Origin of the sequence: Streptomyces sp. DI166 (assembly GCF_900091315.1) — a bacterium.
Classification (GTDB): Bacteria; Actinomycetota; Actinomycetes; order Streptomycetales; family Streptomycetaceae; genus Streptomyces; species Streptomyces fuscus.
In genome coordinates this window covers 1-13,377 of record NZ_FLSP01000063.1, presented here as the reverse complement: position 1 = coordinate 13,377, position 13,377 = coordinate 1, and the positions used below count along the sequence as shown (strand labels likewise).

Annotated in this window: 13 protein-coding genes; 6 read left to right on the top strand and 7 right to left on the bottom strand. The window is 74.3% G+C overall.

Annotated features, from left to right (window positions below):
* The 5 genes from GA0115233_RS26715 to GA0115233_RS26695 all read right to left on the bottom strand — a co-directional run bounded on the left by GA0115233_RS26715 (nt 1) and on the right by GA0115233_RS26695 (nt 5,145).
* The gene (locus GA0115233_RS26715) at nt 1-1,152 is read right to left on the bottom strand and encodes a 4Fe-4S dicluster domain-containing protein (RefSeq protein WP_093722855.1); all 1,152 of its coding nucleotides are present in this window, start codon (nt 1,150-1,152) and stop codon (nt 1-3) included.
* Nucleotides 1,153-1,254: 102 nt separating this feature from the next.
* Nucleotides 1,255-1,512 carry a HypC/HybG/HupF family hydrogenase formation chaperone gene (locus tag GA0115233_RS26710; RefSeq protein WP_093722854.1) on the bottom strand — a complete coding sequence of 86 codons (258 nt, stop codon included), beginning with the start codon at nt 1,510-1,512 and terminating at the stop codon, nt 1,255-1,257.
* A gap of 6 nt (nt 1,513-1,518) precedes the next feature.
* Nucleotides 1,519-3,810: a carbamoyltransferase HypF gene (hypF, locus tag GA0115233_RS26705; protein ID WP_255310369.1), complete on the bottom strand. Its 2,292-nt coding sequence runs from the start codon at nt 3,808-3,810 to the stop codon at nt 1,519-1,521.
* Nucleotides 3,807-4,304 carry a hydrogenase maturation protease gene (locus GA0115233_RS26700; RefSeq protein ID WP_093722853.1) on the bottom strand — a complete coding sequence of 166 codons (498 nt, stop codon included), beginning with the start codon at nt 4,302-4,304 and terminating at the stop codon, nt 3,807-3,809. The genes hypF and GA0115233_RS26700 overlap by 4 nt, the downstream gene beginning before the upstream one ends.
* A gap of 73 nt (nt 4,305-4,377) precedes the next feature.
* Nucleotides 4,378-5,145 carry a universal stress protein gene (locus tag GA0115233_RS26695; protein ID WP_093722852.1) on the bottom strand — a complete coding sequence of 256 codons (768 nt, stop codon included), beginning with the start codon at nt 5,143-5,145 and terminating at the stop codon, nt 4,378-4,380.
* Nucleotides 5,146-5,324: 179 nt separating this feature from the next.
* Between GA0115233_RS26695 and GA0115233_RS26690 the strand changes: the two genes are divergently transcribed.
* Together GA0115233_RS26690 and ppdK are read left to right on the top strand one after the other, a co-directional pair.
* Nucleotides 5,325-6,233 carry a universal stress protein gene (locus tag GA0115233_RS26690; protein ID WP_093722851.1) on the top strand — a complete coding sequence of 303 codons (909 nt, stop codon included), beginning with the start codon at nt 5,325-5,327 and terminating at the stop codon, nt 6,231-6,233.
* Between the two features lie 14 nt (nt 6,234-6,247).
* Nucleotides 6,248-8,935, top strand: a complete 2,688-nt coding sequence (ppdK, locus tag GA0115233_RS26685; protein ID WP_093722850.1) for a pyruvate, phosphate dikinase — start codon at nt 6,248-6,250, stop codon at nt 8,933-8,935.
* Nucleotides 8,936-8,941: 6 nt separating this feature from the next.
* Here the strand turns inward: ppdK and GA0115233_RS26680 are convergent, their stop codons facing one another.
* Together GA0115233_RS26680 and GA0115233_RS26675 are read right to left on the bottom strand one after the other, a co-directional pair.
* Nucleotides 8,942-9,298 carry a hypothetical protein gene (locus GA0115233_RS26680; protein WP_093722890.1) on the bottom strand — a complete coding sequence of 119 codons (357 nt, stop codon included), beginning with the start codon at nt 9,296-9,298 and terminating at the stop codon, nt 8,942-8,944.
* 40 nt (nt 9,299-9,338) lie between these two features.
* Nucleotides 9,339-9,695: a DUF6479 family protein gene (locus GA0115233_RS26675; RefSeq protein WP_093722849.1), complete on the bottom strand. Its 357-nt coding sequence runs from the start codon at nt 9,693-9,695 to the stop codon at nt 9,339-9,341.
* Nucleotides 9,696-9,777: 82 nt separating this feature from the next.
* On the opposite strand from GA0115233_RS26675, the gene GA0115233_RS26670 reads away from it, so the two are divergent.
* The 4 genes from GA0115233_RS26670 to GA0115233_RS26655 form a co-directional block, all read left to right on the top strand.
* Nucleotides 9,778-10,149, top strand: a complete 372-nt coding sequence (locus GA0115233_RS26670; protein WP_093722848.1) for a ferredoxin — start codon at nt 9,778-9,780, stop codon at nt 10,147-10,149.
* A gap of 94 nt (nt 10,150-10,243) precedes the next feature.
* Nucleotides 10,244-11,422 carry an acyl-CoA dehydrogenase family protein gene (locus tag GA0115233_RS26665; protein ID WP_093722847.1) on the top strand — a complete coding sequence of 393 codons (1,179 nt, stop codon included), beginning with the start codon at nt 10,244-10,246 and terminating at the stop codon, nt 11,420-11,422.
* Nucleotides 11,423-11,431: 9 nt separating this feature from the next.
* The gene (locus GA0115233_RS26660) at nt 11,432-12,274 is read left to right on the top strand and encodes an oxygenase MpaB family protein (RefSeq protein ID WP_093722846.1); all 843 of its coding nucleotides are present in this window, start codon (nt 11,432-11,434) and stop codon (nt 12,272-12,274) included.
* A 62-nt stretch (nt 12,275-12,336) separates the two neighbouring features.
* On the top strand, nt 12,337-13,377 hold a 1,041-nt coding region (locus GA0115233_RS26655), incomplete at its 3' end, for a serine/threonine-protein kinase (protein ID WP_141689570.1).

The window sequence follows — 13,377 nt, the reverse complement described above, 5'->3', positions numbered from 1 at the left end:
TCATGACTCCGTTCGGGGGTCGGCGGACGCGGTCGGGCCGGTGCCGGCCTCGGCGGCCAGCGCGGTCACTTCCTCCGTGATGTCGATGCCGACGGGGCACCAGGAGATACAGCGCCCGCAGCCGACACAGCCGGAGCTGTCGAACTGGTCGTGCCAGGTGGAGAGCTTGTGGGTGAGCCACTGCCGGTAGCGGCTGCGCGCCGAGGCGCGGACCGGGCCGCCGTGCAGGTAGGAGAAGTCCAGGTCGAAACAGGAGTCCCAGCGCTGCCAGCGCTCGGTGTGGTCGCCGGTGAGGTCGGTGACCTCCTCGGTGGTGACGCAGAAGCAGGTCGGGCAGACCATCGTGCAGTTCCCGCAGGTCAGACAGCGCTCGGCGACATCGTCCCAGCGCTCGGCGTCCGCACTTCCGGCGAGCAGCGCCCGGACGTCGACCGGGGGCAGGGCGCGCCCCATGCGGTCGCGTGCCGCGTCCACGGCGGCGTGCGCCGCCCGCTCGGTCCCCTCGTCCGCCGCGCTGTGCGGCAGCCGCGCCAGCAGTTCCCCGCCCGCCTCACTGCCGACCCGCACCAGGAACCGGCCGTCCACCTCGGTCAGCGCCAGGTCGTACCCGGGGTCGGCCGCCGGTCCGCCGCCCGTGGAGACACAGAAGCAGGTCGCGCCGGGCTCGGTGCACTCGGCGGCGATCAGGAAGGCACCGGTGCGCCTGCGCGCGTACCCGGTGTCCTCGTACCGCCCGCCGGTCAGCACCCGGTCCTGGATCGCGATGGCCCGCAGATCGCAGGGCCGCACGCCGAGGAAGGCGTACGAGGGGGCGGCGGGCTCGTCGGCGGTGAAGTCGACACCGCCGGAGGGCGTGCGATCCGCGCTCCACAGGCGTTGCCGGGCCGGGTGCAGGAAGTTCTTCCAGGACTGCGGGCCCGCGCTGTGCGCGAAGGCGGCCCCGTCCGTACGGCGCACCAGCCGGTAGCGCCCGGCGTCCAGTTCGACGCCCCAGCCGAAGGGCAGGTCGTCGGCCGACTCCAGCTCGGCGAGCACGACCGCCCCGTCCCGCACGGTCGGCCCGATCACCGTGCGCCCCTGCGCCACCAGCTCCGCCACCAGCGCGTTCAGGCCGTCGCGGTCCAGTACGGCAGGGCCTTGGGTGTCGGTCATGTCAGACCTCCTCGGGCGTGCGCCTCCACCGTCAGCTTCCGGCCCGCCAGTCTCGTACGGCAGAGGTCGACCGGCCCTGTTGACAGGCCGACCGGGGCACGGTCAGGGCAGAGGTTCCCCCAGTTCGCCCTCGACGGCGTCGGCCATGGCGCGGAGCACCTGCAGGGTCCGCCGGGCCTCGGTCTCGTCGATCTCGGTGATGGCGAAACCGACGTGCACGATGACGTACGACCCGACCCGCGCGCCCGGCGTGCAGTCCAGGCACACCTCGCGCCGGACGCCGCCGAAGTCGACGGTGGCCATGCGCAGGCCCGCGTCGTCGTGGATCTCCAGGACCCGCCCCGGAATGCCCAGGCACATCCGCGTTCACCCCTCTCCGGAGAGCCGGGCGGCGGCGATCGCGGCCTGGCCGTAGCTGATGCCGCCGTCCCCGACCGGGACCTGGCCGCCCACCAGGACCCGCAGGCCCTTCGCGCGCAGCCGGCGCCGCACCTCGGTGAGCAGGCGGCGGTTGACGAAGCAGCCACCGCCCAGGCAGACCGTGCGCGGGGCGCCGTCGGCCACGGCGCGTTCCACCAGGTCCGCGGTGACGATCGCCAGCGTCAGATGGAAGGCCGCCGCCAGCCGCCCCACCGGCTCCCCGGCCAGCCGCCTTGCCAGCAGATCGGCCAGCGTGGGCGCGGAGTCGTACACCCACAGCCCGCGCGCCCGCACGACGCGGTGGGCGAGCGGAACGGCGTGCGTGTCGCCCGCCGCCGCCTCCACCAGGACGGCCGCCTCGCCCTCGTAGCTGACCTCGTCGGCCAGGCCCAGCAGCGCGGCGACCGCGTCGAAGAGGCGTCCGGCGCTGGAGGCGCGCGGGCAGTTGACGTTCTGCGCGACCATCGCGCGGACGGCGGTGACCTCGTCCGGGGGGAGACGGTCGGTGAACGGGTCGACGAGCCAGGGATAGGGGCGCGGGGAGCCGAGCAGCTCGCCGCCGAGCAGGTGCCCGAGGGCGGTGCGGGAGGGATGGCGTACCGCCGCGTCCCCTCCGGGCAGGGGCGCGGTCGCGAACCTGCCGACGCGGCGGTAGCCCGTCAGATCGGCGACGAGGATCTCGCCGCCCCACAGCGTGCCGTCGTCGCCGAGCCCCAGCCCGTCGTAGGCCACGCCCACGAACGGGCCCCGCACCTGGTGCTCGGCCGCGCAGGCGGCCACGTGCGCGTGGTGGTGCTGCACGGGTATCAGGCGGGCCGGCTGGGCCTTCGCCCACTGCGTGGAGAGATAGCCGGGGTGCAGGTCGTGGGCGAGGACCTCCGGCTCGATGCCGCTGAGCCGCCGGAGGTGCGCGTAGGAGGCCAGGAACGCGTCGTAGGCCCGCTGGTCGGACAGGTCGCCGGTGTGCGGTCCGAGCAGCGCCCGGCCGTCGGCGGCCAGCGCGAAGGTGTGCTTGAGCTGTGCCCCGGCCCCCGCCACCGGCTGCCGGACGGCGAGCGGCAGCGCGGCCGGGGCCAGCCCGCGGGCCCGGCGGACCGTGATCCGGGTGCGCCCGGTGAACTGCGCCACCGAGTCGTCGTAGCGGCTGCGGATGGGCCGGTCGTGGGTGAGGAAGCCGTCCGCGATCCCGGCCAGCGAGCGCCTGGCCTCGGTGTCGTCGACGGCGATGGGCTCGTCGCTGAGGTTGCCGCTGGTCACCACGAGGGGGCGGGCCAGCTCGTCGAGGAGGAGGTGGTGCAGTCCGGTGGTGGGCAGGAACAGGCCCACCCGGTGCAGCCCCGGATGCACCTGCGGCGCGAGCATGCCCTTGCCGCTGCGGCGGTTGCGGGCGAGCAGCACCACCGGGCGCTCGGGGGAGAGCAGTTCCGTCTGCTCGGTGGCGCTGACCGTCGCCAGCCGCAGCGCCGTCACCAGGTCGGGGACCATCACGGCGAACGGTTTCGCCGGCCGCCGCTTGCGGCGGCGCAGTTCCGTCACGGCGTGCGCGTCGCCCGCGTCGCACACCAACTGGTAGCCGCCCAGCCCCTTCAGCGCGACGATGCCGCCGTCGGCCACGCACTTCACCGCCGCCCGCAGCGCCTCCTCGCCGCGCAGGTCGTCCCAGGCGAGCCGGGGCCCGCAGACGGGGCAGGCGACGGGCTCGGCGTGGAAGCGCCGGTCGCCGGGGTCGGCGTACTCCGCCGCGCAACTGGGGCAGAGCGGGAAGCGGCGCATCGTGGTGCGGGTCCGGTCGTAGGGGAGGTCCTCGATGATCGTGGCGCGCGGGCCGCAGTCGGTGCAGTTGATGAAGGGGTAGCGGAAGCGCCGGTCGCGCGGGTCGCGCAGCTCGCGCAGACAGGCCGGGCACAGGGCGGCGTCGGGCGGGATCTCGCGGGCGGCCGGTTCGGGGGAACCGGGTGCGCTGGCGCGCACCTCGAAGCCCCTGCCGTACGCCCGTTCCGCCGCGCCCGGTGTCAGCCGCACCCGGCGCACCCGCGCCAGCGGCGGCGCGGCGTCGCGCAGCCGGGAGGCGAACTCCTCGATCCCGGCGGCCGGCCCGGCGATCTCCCCCTCCACGTGCCCGTTGACATTGGCCACCCACCCGTCCAGCCCGAGCGCGCACGCGGTCCGGTGCACGAACGGCCGGAACCCGACGCCCTGGACGACGCCGTCGACACGGAAGTGCAGGGCGGGGGTCACGACGGCCTCCGGCGGGCGGCCCCGCGCCCGGCGTCCGCGATCTCGCTCTCCACGGCCGCCACCAGCTCCGGTACGGCCGCGGCGACGGCGGGGGACAGGCCGGTGCCGAAGTCGCTGTCGGCGCCCTCCACGGCGTAGACGACCAGCCGTTGCGGCAGCAGGCCCAGCAGGCGGGCGAGTTCGACCGCCTCGCCGAGGCCGAGGCCGTGCGAACTGGTCGCCGACGGGCCCGGCAGGCGGCCGGCGTCGAGGGCGAGGCGGTGCACCCTGCCTGGGGTCGAGGGGTGCGCGTGGGCCGCGTCCACGACCACGGCCAGCCCGGCGCCCTCCCACAGGCCGATCAGCCGCCCGGGGTCGCCGTCGCAGGTGGCCAGCACGGTGTGCCGCGCGAGCGGCCGCTCCCGGAGCCGGTCGATCACCGCCCAGCCCACGCCGTCGTCGCGCCGGAAGTCGTTCCCGACGCCGATCACGGCGGTACGCGCACTCCTGCCCATGGCTCCACCTTGGTCCGGGTCCGCCCCGCCCCAAAGGGGCCGAAGGACCCACCTGCCGGGGCCGGTGCGCCCTCTACGAGGGCACCACGGCGACCGGGCAGCGCGCATGCCAGACCAGCGCGAGTGCCGTAGTCCCGGAGCGGCGGCCTACGACCGCGAGGCCCGTCTCCCCGGCGGCGTGGGCGAGCCCCTCCGCCGCGGGGAGCAGCACCACGTCCTCCAGGACCTCGACGTCCGGATACTTCTCGCGCCAGGGCCGCAACGCGTCGGACAGCAACTGGACCTCGTAGTCCTCCCAGGTCGCGCGGGTCGCCTCGGGCACGGGCCAGGGCAGGCAGACCCGGTTCGAGGGCAGCCGCCAGGCGTGCAGCGCGTGCAGCACGGTGCGGTAGCGGCGCGCCGCGCGGAAGGCGAAGTCCAGCGCGTCGACCGCGGGGTCCCGGGCGTCGACGCCGACGACCACGCGGTCGGGACGCCGCGCCGGGTCGGTGGTGCAGGGCACCAGGACCACCGGGCCGTCCGCCGTCGCCGCCAGCGCCGCCGCGGTCGCTCCCACGGCGACCGGAGAGCGTCCGCGCACCCCGACGACCAGCAGCTCACCCCGGGCGCCGGCGGTCCGCAGGGCGGCCACCGGGGGTCCGGTGAGAGTTTCGCCACGGGCCGTCAGACCGGGGTGCCGGTCGAGGAGTTCGGCCACCACGTCGTCGGCCGCCGCTTCGGCGCACGTCACATGCACCACCCGCACCGGCACCCCGCGCAGTACTGCCTCGCCCGCGGCCCACTCGGCCGCCGTACGGCTCGGGGCCGACCCGTCGACCCCGGTGATGATCTCTCGCTCCATGGTCTGCCGCCTCCCGGCCGGGGAACCCGACGCCCCGACAGGTCCAGCCTCATCGCCCCGCCCGTCCCGCGGCAGGGGCCGAACGGACCCCGCCGCGGCGCCCTGCGGCCCATGCGGGAGTGCGGCACCCGGGGTGAAGCTGGACAGGAGAAGCAGGCCGAGCACGGGAGGTGCGCGCCATGCTGTTGCCCGTCGTCGCCGGAGTCGACGGTTCCGCCGAGAGTCTCGCCGCCGCTGAATGGGGCGCCCGGGAGGCGGTCCGCCGGGGGCGGCCCCTGCGTCTCCTCCACGCCCGCGCCTGGCACCCCGGCCAGGAGGCCGGCAGCCATCTGGCCACCGCCGCCCAGCGGCACCTGGCCCGGCGCACCCTGCGCGAGGCCGAGGAGCGCGTCAGCCGCACCAACCCCGCCGTCACCCTGAAGGACGAGCAGGTCGACGGCCCCGCCACCACCGCCCTGCTGCGCGCCGCCGACGGGGCCGAACTGCTGGTCCTCGGCTCCCGCGGCCTGAGCGGCTTCGCCGGGTTCCTGGTCGGCTCGGTCGCCCTCGGCGTGGTCGCGCGCGCCACCCGTCCCGTGGTCCTCGTCCGGGCCGGTGAGGAGGCCGCCGACGAGCACCTCCCGGCGGCGGACGGCAGCCCGTCCGTGCGCACCGGCTACCGCGACGTCGTCCTCGGTCTCGACCTGGGCGACCCCAGCGACGAGGTCATCCGCTTCGCCTTCGAGGCCGCCGCGCTGCGCGGCGCCCGTCTGAAGGTCGTGCACGCCTGGCAGCCCGCCTCCCCGCTCGGCGGCCTCGGCCCCGGTGAGATCGGACTGGCCGAGCGGCCGCGGCAGGCCGAGGAGTGGCGGGGCTTCCTGACCGCCGTGCTCCAGGTGTGGCGCGAGAAGTTCCCGGACGTCGAGGTCGTCGAGCGGGTCACCGCCGGACGCGCCCGCTCCGCGCTGGTGCGGGCCGCCTCCGGGGCGAGCCTGCTGGTCGTGGGACGCCGCACCACGGAGCGTCCCGCGGGACCGCGCACGGGACCCGTGACGCACGCCGCCATCCAGCACGCCGGCTGCCCCGTGGCCGTCGTACCCCACGAATGAGAGGCCGATCGACGATGACCGCGCCGACCAAGTACGTGTACGCATTCTCCGAGGGCAGCCGGGACATGGCCGACCTGCTCGGCGGCAAGGGCGCCGGGCTCGCCGAGATGACCCGGCTCGGACTGCCGGTGCCGCCCGGCTTCACCGTCACCACCGAGGCCTGCAAGGTCTACCTCGCCACCGGCGAGGAGCCCGACGAGCTCGGCGTGGAGGTGGCTCGCGCGCTGGCCGACCTGGAACGCGCCATGGGCCGCTCGCTCGGCGCCCCCGAGGACCCGCTGCTGGTGTCCGTGCGCTCCGGCGCCCGCTTCTCCATGCCCGGCATGATGGAGACCATCCTCGACATCGGGCTCAACGACGATTCCGTCACCGGCCTCGCGAAGGCGTCCGGGCAGGAGCGGTTCGCCTGGGACTCCTACCGCAGGCTCGTGCAGATGTTCGGCCGGACCGTGATGGGCGTGGACGGCGACCTGTTCGAACAGGCCATCAGCGACCACATGGCCCAGCGCCACGTCGCCACCGATCATGAGCTGGACACCACCGAACTCGTCAAGCTCACCGACGACTTCAAGGCGATCATCCGCGAGGCCACGGGTGAGGAGTTCCCGCAGGACCCCGCCGACCAGCTGGCCCGCGCCATCCGCGCCGTCTTCGACTCCTGGAACGGCGAACGCGCCCACGTCTACCGGCGCCGCGAACACATCCCCGAGGACCTCGGCACCGCCGTCAACATCCAGGCGATGGTCTTCGGCAACCTTGGAGGCGACTCCGGCACCGGAGTCGCCTTCACCCGCGACCCCGCCACCGGCGAGAGCGGCGTCTACGGCGACTACCTGCCCGACGCCCAGGGCGAGGACGTCGTCTCCGGCGTCCGCGACGCCCTGCCGCTGACCGAACTGGAGCACCTCGACCCGCGCGCGTACGCCGCACTCGGCGGCCATCTGCGCACCCTGGAGAACCACTACCGCGACCTGTGCGACGTGGAGTTCACCGTGGAGCGCGGCAAGCTGTGGATCCTGCAGACCCGCGTCGGCAAGCGCACCGCCGAAGCCGCCTTCCGCATCGCCCACGACCTCGGCGAGGAGGGCACGATCAGCGCCGACGAGGCCCTGATGCGGGTCGACGGCGCCGAACTGACCCGCCTGATGTTCCCCCGCTTCGACACCGCCGGGGCCGCCGAACCGATCGCCCACGGCGTGCCCGCATCCCCCGGCGCGGCCGTCGGCGTCGCCGTCTTCGACTCCGCCGAGGCCGTACGGCGCGCCGCGGCCGGGGAGAGGACGGTGCTGGTGCGCCGTGAGACCACCCCCGACGACCTGCCCGGCATGATCGCCGCCGAGGCCGTGCTGACCAGCCGGGGCGGCAAGACCAGCCACGCCGCCGTGGTCGCCCGCGGCATGGGCAAGGTCTGTGTGTGCGGCGCCGAGTCCCTCGCCGTCGACCCGGCCGCCCGCCGGTTCACCGCCCCGGACGGCACCGTCGTCACCGAGGGCGACACCCTCTCCGTCGACGGCACCGCCGGCACCGTCCACCTGGGCGAGCTGCCGCTGACCGCCTCCGACGTGGGCCGCGCACTGCAGTCGGGCACCTCCACCGGGGCGCTCACCGACGCGGTGCTGGGCGCACTGCGGCACGCCGACTCTTTGCGCCGCCTGGAGGTGCGGGCCAACGCCGACACCCCCGAGGACGCCGCCCGCGCCCGCGCGCTCGGCGCCCAGGGCATCGGCCTGTGCCGTACCGAGCACATGTTCCTCGGCGAGCGCAGGGCGCTGGTGGAGGCGATGATCCTCGCCGACGACGACACCGCCCGCGAACAGGCGCTGGCCGCGCTGCTGCCGCTCCAGCGGGAGGACTTCACCGGAATCCTGGAGGCGATGGACGGGCTGCCGGTCACGATCCGGCTGCTGGACCCGCCGCTGCACGAGTTCCTGCCCGACCGCACCGAACTGGCGCTGAGGATCGCGGCCGCCGAGGACCCGGACCCGCGTGACCGGGCCCTGCTCAAGGCCGTGGAGCGGATGGACGAGCAGAACCCCATGCTGGGCCTGCGCGGCGTCCGCCTCGGTCTGGCCGTGCCCGGCCTCACCGCCATGCAGGTACGGGCCGTCGCCGAGGCCGTCACCGCCCGGCTGCGCGCCGGGGGCGACCCGCGCGCCGAGATCATGATCCCCCTCGTCGGCACCGTCGAGGAGCTGCGGCTGGCCCGCACCGAGGTGGAACGGGTCCTCGCCGAGGTCGCCGAGGAGACCGGCACCCCCTTCGACTGCCCGATCGGCACGATGATCGAGCTGCCGCGCGCCGCGCTCACCGCGGACCGGATCGCGGAGGCCGCCGACTTCTTCTCCTTCGGCACCAACGACCTCACCCAGACCACCTGGGGCCTGTCCCGCGACGACGCGGAGGCATCCTTCTTCCCGCTCTACCTGGACCAGGGCGTCTTCGATGTCTCGCCGTTCGAGACGATCGACCAGGACGGCGTGGGCCGGCTGGTGGAGATCGCCGCGGCGGCCGGACGCGCCGCCAACCCCGATCTGGAGACCGGGGTCTGCGGCGAGCACGGCGGCGACCCGGCGTCCATCCACTTCTTCCACCGGGTCGGCCTGGACTACGTCTCCTGCTCGCCGTTCCGGATCCCGGCGGCCCGTCTGGAGGCGGGACGCGCGGCCCTGATCGGCCGGGCGGAGGGCAGCGACAGCAGGTGAGGACTCTCAGGGTTCCCTGCGGTCCCCCTTCGGCCGCCCCCGCTGGTCCGGGGTCCCGTGCGGGGGCGGGCTGAAGGGGTGCGCCGAGGCCGCCGGGGACACCGGGGAGCCCCGCCGTCCCTCGCCCTGCTCGGGGCGCAGTGCGCCGGGGTCGCCGGAGGTCGGTTCGGCCCCGGCCCGGAGCTGGTCCAGACGGGTGGTCAGCACCTCGGTCACCGGCAGACGGTCGGCGTGGGTGCGCTCGTAGGCCAGCAACTCCTCCACCTCGGCCGTGGAGAGCGACCGTACGCGGCTCTGCAGACCGCCGATGGGCAGGTGGTCGTAGTCGGGCAGCGGCAGGGCGTCACGGGCGGGGTCGGTCATGATGCTCACTTCCCAGGGGATCGGGTCACAGGTCCGGGCCTCAGGTCGCGCCCGGGCCGCCACTGCCGAACGAGCCGCCACGGCCGTCGTCCCAGCGCGGCCGTTCCTTCGACGTACTCGGCCGGCTGCTGTGCGAGCCGAGTTCGTGCGGGGTCATACGCCGGTCGCCCTGAGGCATCTCGTTCGTCTCCCGCACCTCCCTCTCCTCGCGCACCGGCCCGCTCTCCGGCACCCGGGGCTGGTCCGCGCGCCGGGGCGGGCCCGGCTCGCGGCGGCGTACGCGGATGCCCAGGACGAAGGCCCCGATCAGCACCGCCACCACGACCAAGCCCGCGATGATCAGTCCGACACCAGGTGCGCCGCTGTCCGCGGCGATGTTCAGCCAGGTCGTATTCATGCGGCCGCGAGTACCCCGGCCGCCTCGGGTGAACCGGGGGTTCCGGGTGTTTGGTGCCCCGCACCCCGGCTACCCGCACTGTGTGACCACGACATCGCAGCAGCAGCTCTTCCAGTACCTGGAGGACCGCTTCTCGTGCGCCCAGGCGTGCACGGTATGTGCGCGAGCCTGCGCGCTGCGCGCGAGCATGGCGGCCTCGGACGGGACGGCGGAGGAGGAACTCGTACGGCGCAAGGGCATCATGTGCGCGGAGGTGTGCGACGCCACCTGCCGGGTGCTGTCCGAATACGGCCTCACCGACGAGGACGGCATCCGGGTCCAACTGGAGTGGTGCCGCACCGTCTGCCTGGAATGCGCCAACGCCTTCGACGGGCAGCCCGGCGCGGAGGACGGCGCGAAGGCGTGCCGGGAGTGCGCACAGGCGTGCACGGACTTCCTGGCGACGCTGGACTGACCCCGGGTACGGACGCCCACGGGCATTCCCTATTACTGAAACGCGTTCTACCGTGTGCGCCGACAGGACCGGCCGAACGGAACCTGGAGGCGCCGTGCATCTGGACCAGACGCCCGAGCAGCACCGGCTGCGCACCGAACTGCGCGCCTACTTCGCCGAGTTGGTGCCCGACGACGCACGCGGCCGGCACACCGGGCCGGCCGCCCAGAAGCGGTTCTACCGGGAGACCATCCGCCGCCTGGGCGCGGACCGCTGGCTCGGCGTCGGCTGGCCGAAGGAGTACGGCGGACGCGGCCTGAGCGCGATGGACCAGTTCATCTTCTTCGACGAGGCCGCCCAGGCGGGCGTACCGCTGCCGCTGATGGCGCTGAACACCGTCGGCCCGACGATCATGCAGTTCGGCACCGAGGAGCAGAAGGAGTACTTCCTGCCCCGGATCCTGTCCGGCGAGATCGACTTCGCCATCGGCTACAGCGAGCCCGACGCCGGCACCGATCTCGCCGCCCTGCGCACCCGCGCGGTGCGCGACGGCGACGAGTACGTCGTCAACGGGCAGAAGATCTGGACCACCAACGGCGACACCGCCGACTGGGTCTGGCTCGCCGTGCGCACCGACCCGGGCGCCCCCGCCCACAAGGGCATCACCATGCTCCTGGTCCCCACCAGCGACCCCGGCTACTCCTGCACCCTGATCAACACCCTCGCCGGGCACGACACCACCGCCAGCTACTACGAGAACGTCCGCGTCCCCGTCTCCCGCCGCGTCGGCTCCGAGAACCAGGGCTGGCGGCTGATCACCAACCAGCTCAACCACGAACGCGTCACCCTCGCCGCCCACGGCACCATGGCCATCCGCGCCCTGCACGACGTCCAGCGCTGGGCGGCGGAGACCAAGCTCGCCGACGGCCGCCGCGTCATCGACCTGCCCTGGGTCCGCCGTCTGCTGGCCCGCACCCACGCCCGCCTGGACGCCCTCAAGCTCCTCAACTGGCAGATGGTGCAGGCCGTCCAGGACGGCACCCTCACCCCGCAGGACGCCTCGGCCGTCAAGGTCTACGGCTCCGAGGCCCGCCGCGACGCCTACGCCGCGCTCATGGAGATCGTCGCCGCACCCGGCGCGCTCAAGGAGGGCTCGGCGGGCGCGGTCCTGCACGGCGAGCTGGAGCGCGGCTACCGCTCCGCCGTCATCTTCACCTTCGGCGGCGGCAACAACGAGATCCAGCGGGAAATCATCTCCTGGATCGGTCTGGGGATGCCGCGCGTCCGGCGTTAGCCTGCCGACATGGGAGATCCCGGGCTCTTCACACCGCACTCCGTCACCTGGCAGATGCACGGCGACCCCATGATGTGGATCGCCGGTGTCCGCGCCCTCTACCTCCAGGCCCTGCACCCACGGGCGGTCCGCGGCGTCCTGCAGAACTCCGACTTCCGCCACGACGCCTGGGGCCGCCTGATGCGCACCGCGAACTTCGTCGGCACCATCTCCTACGGCACCACCGAGGCCGCCGAGAAGGCCGGCGCCCGCGTCCGGAAGATCCACTCCAAGCTGACCGCGACCGACCCCGACACCGGCGAGGAGTACCCCGTCGACGAACCCGCGCTGCTGCTGTGGGTGCACTGCGCCGAGATCGACTCCTACCTCACCGTCGCGCGCCGCTCGGGGCTCCGGCTCACCGACGCCGAGGCCGACCGGTACATCCGCGAACACCGCGCAAGCGCCCGCCTGGTGGGCCTCGACCCGGACACCGTCCCCGCCGACCGGGCCGAGATGGCGGCCTACTTCGAGAAGGTGCGCCCCGAACTCGCCGCCGGACCCGAGGCACGAGAGGTCGACGACTTCCTGCTCCGCCCGCCCACACCCCGGCTCCTGGTCTCGGCGCGCGCACTGGTGTGGCGGCGCGTGGCCGGGCTGGCGTACGCCGCGCTGCCCCCGTACGCCCACGAGCTGTACGGCAGACCGGCCCCCGAACCGGCGGTCGTGGACCGGCGATTGCGGGCCGCGGGCCGTCTTCTGCGGGCCGTTCCGGACCGGCTGCGCTGGCAACTGCCGCCCAAACACATCATCCGGGCGATGGAACGGCTCGGACCCGGCTCGCGTCCCGCACGGTACAAACTCGGACGATAGCTCGCCATACTGGACGAGCCAGGGCATGGCGGGGGAGGACCACGGCGACGGGGGCGACGCGGGTGGGGGAGAGCAGGCTGATCCAGGGCCGGTACCGGCTGCTGGACCTGATCGGGCGCGGCGGCATGGGCGAGGTGTGGCGATCCCGCGACGAATCGCTCGGCCGGCACGTCGCCGTGAAATGTCTCAAGCCGCTCAACCCGGGCCACGACCACTCCTTCACCCGCGTCCTGCGGGAACGGTTCCGCCGCGAGGCCCGCGTCGCCGCCGCGCTCCAGCACCGCGGCATCACCGTCGTGCACGACTTCGGCGAGTCCGACGGCGTCCTCTACCTCGTCATGGAGCTGCTGGAGGGCCGCAACCTCAGTCAGCTGCTGGAGGACAACAGGCACCATCCGCTGCCCGTGCCCGCGGTCCTCGACATCGCCGACCAGGTCGCCGCCGCCCTCGCCTACACCCACCAGCAGGGCATCGTGCACCGCGACCTGAAACCCGCGAACATCGTGCGGCTGACCGACGGCACCGTGAAGATCTGCGACTTCGGCATCGCCCGCCTCGGCGCCGACATCGGCTTCACCTCCCGCCTCACCGGCACCGGCATCGCCATGGGCACCCCGCACTACATGTCCCCCGAGCAGATCGGCGGCGACGAGGTCGACCAGCGCAGCGACCTGTACTCGCTGGGCTGTGTGCTCTACGAACTCGCCACCGGCGTACCGCCCTTCGACCTCGACGACGCCTGGGCGGTGCTCGTCGGCCACCGCGACACCCCGCCCCGCCCGCCCCGCGAACACCGCGCCGAACTCCCGGAGTTCCTGGAGCGGATCATCCTGCACCTGCTCGCCAAACGCCCCGAGGACCGCCCCTACGACGCCCGCGAGGTGGGCCGCCGCATCGCCCTCGGCCGCGGCACACCCGCGTACGTGCCGACCGTCCTCACCCCCCGCCCGGACCCGGTCCCGCCGGACCCGTCCGGAGGCGAGGCCCGGCTGCCGTCCTGGACCCGGGGCATGACCACCGGCCACAAGGCCACCGGCGCCGGACTGCGCGGCACACCCCCGGACGCCGGGGCCGCACTGACCGGGGAGTGGATCCCGCGCCCG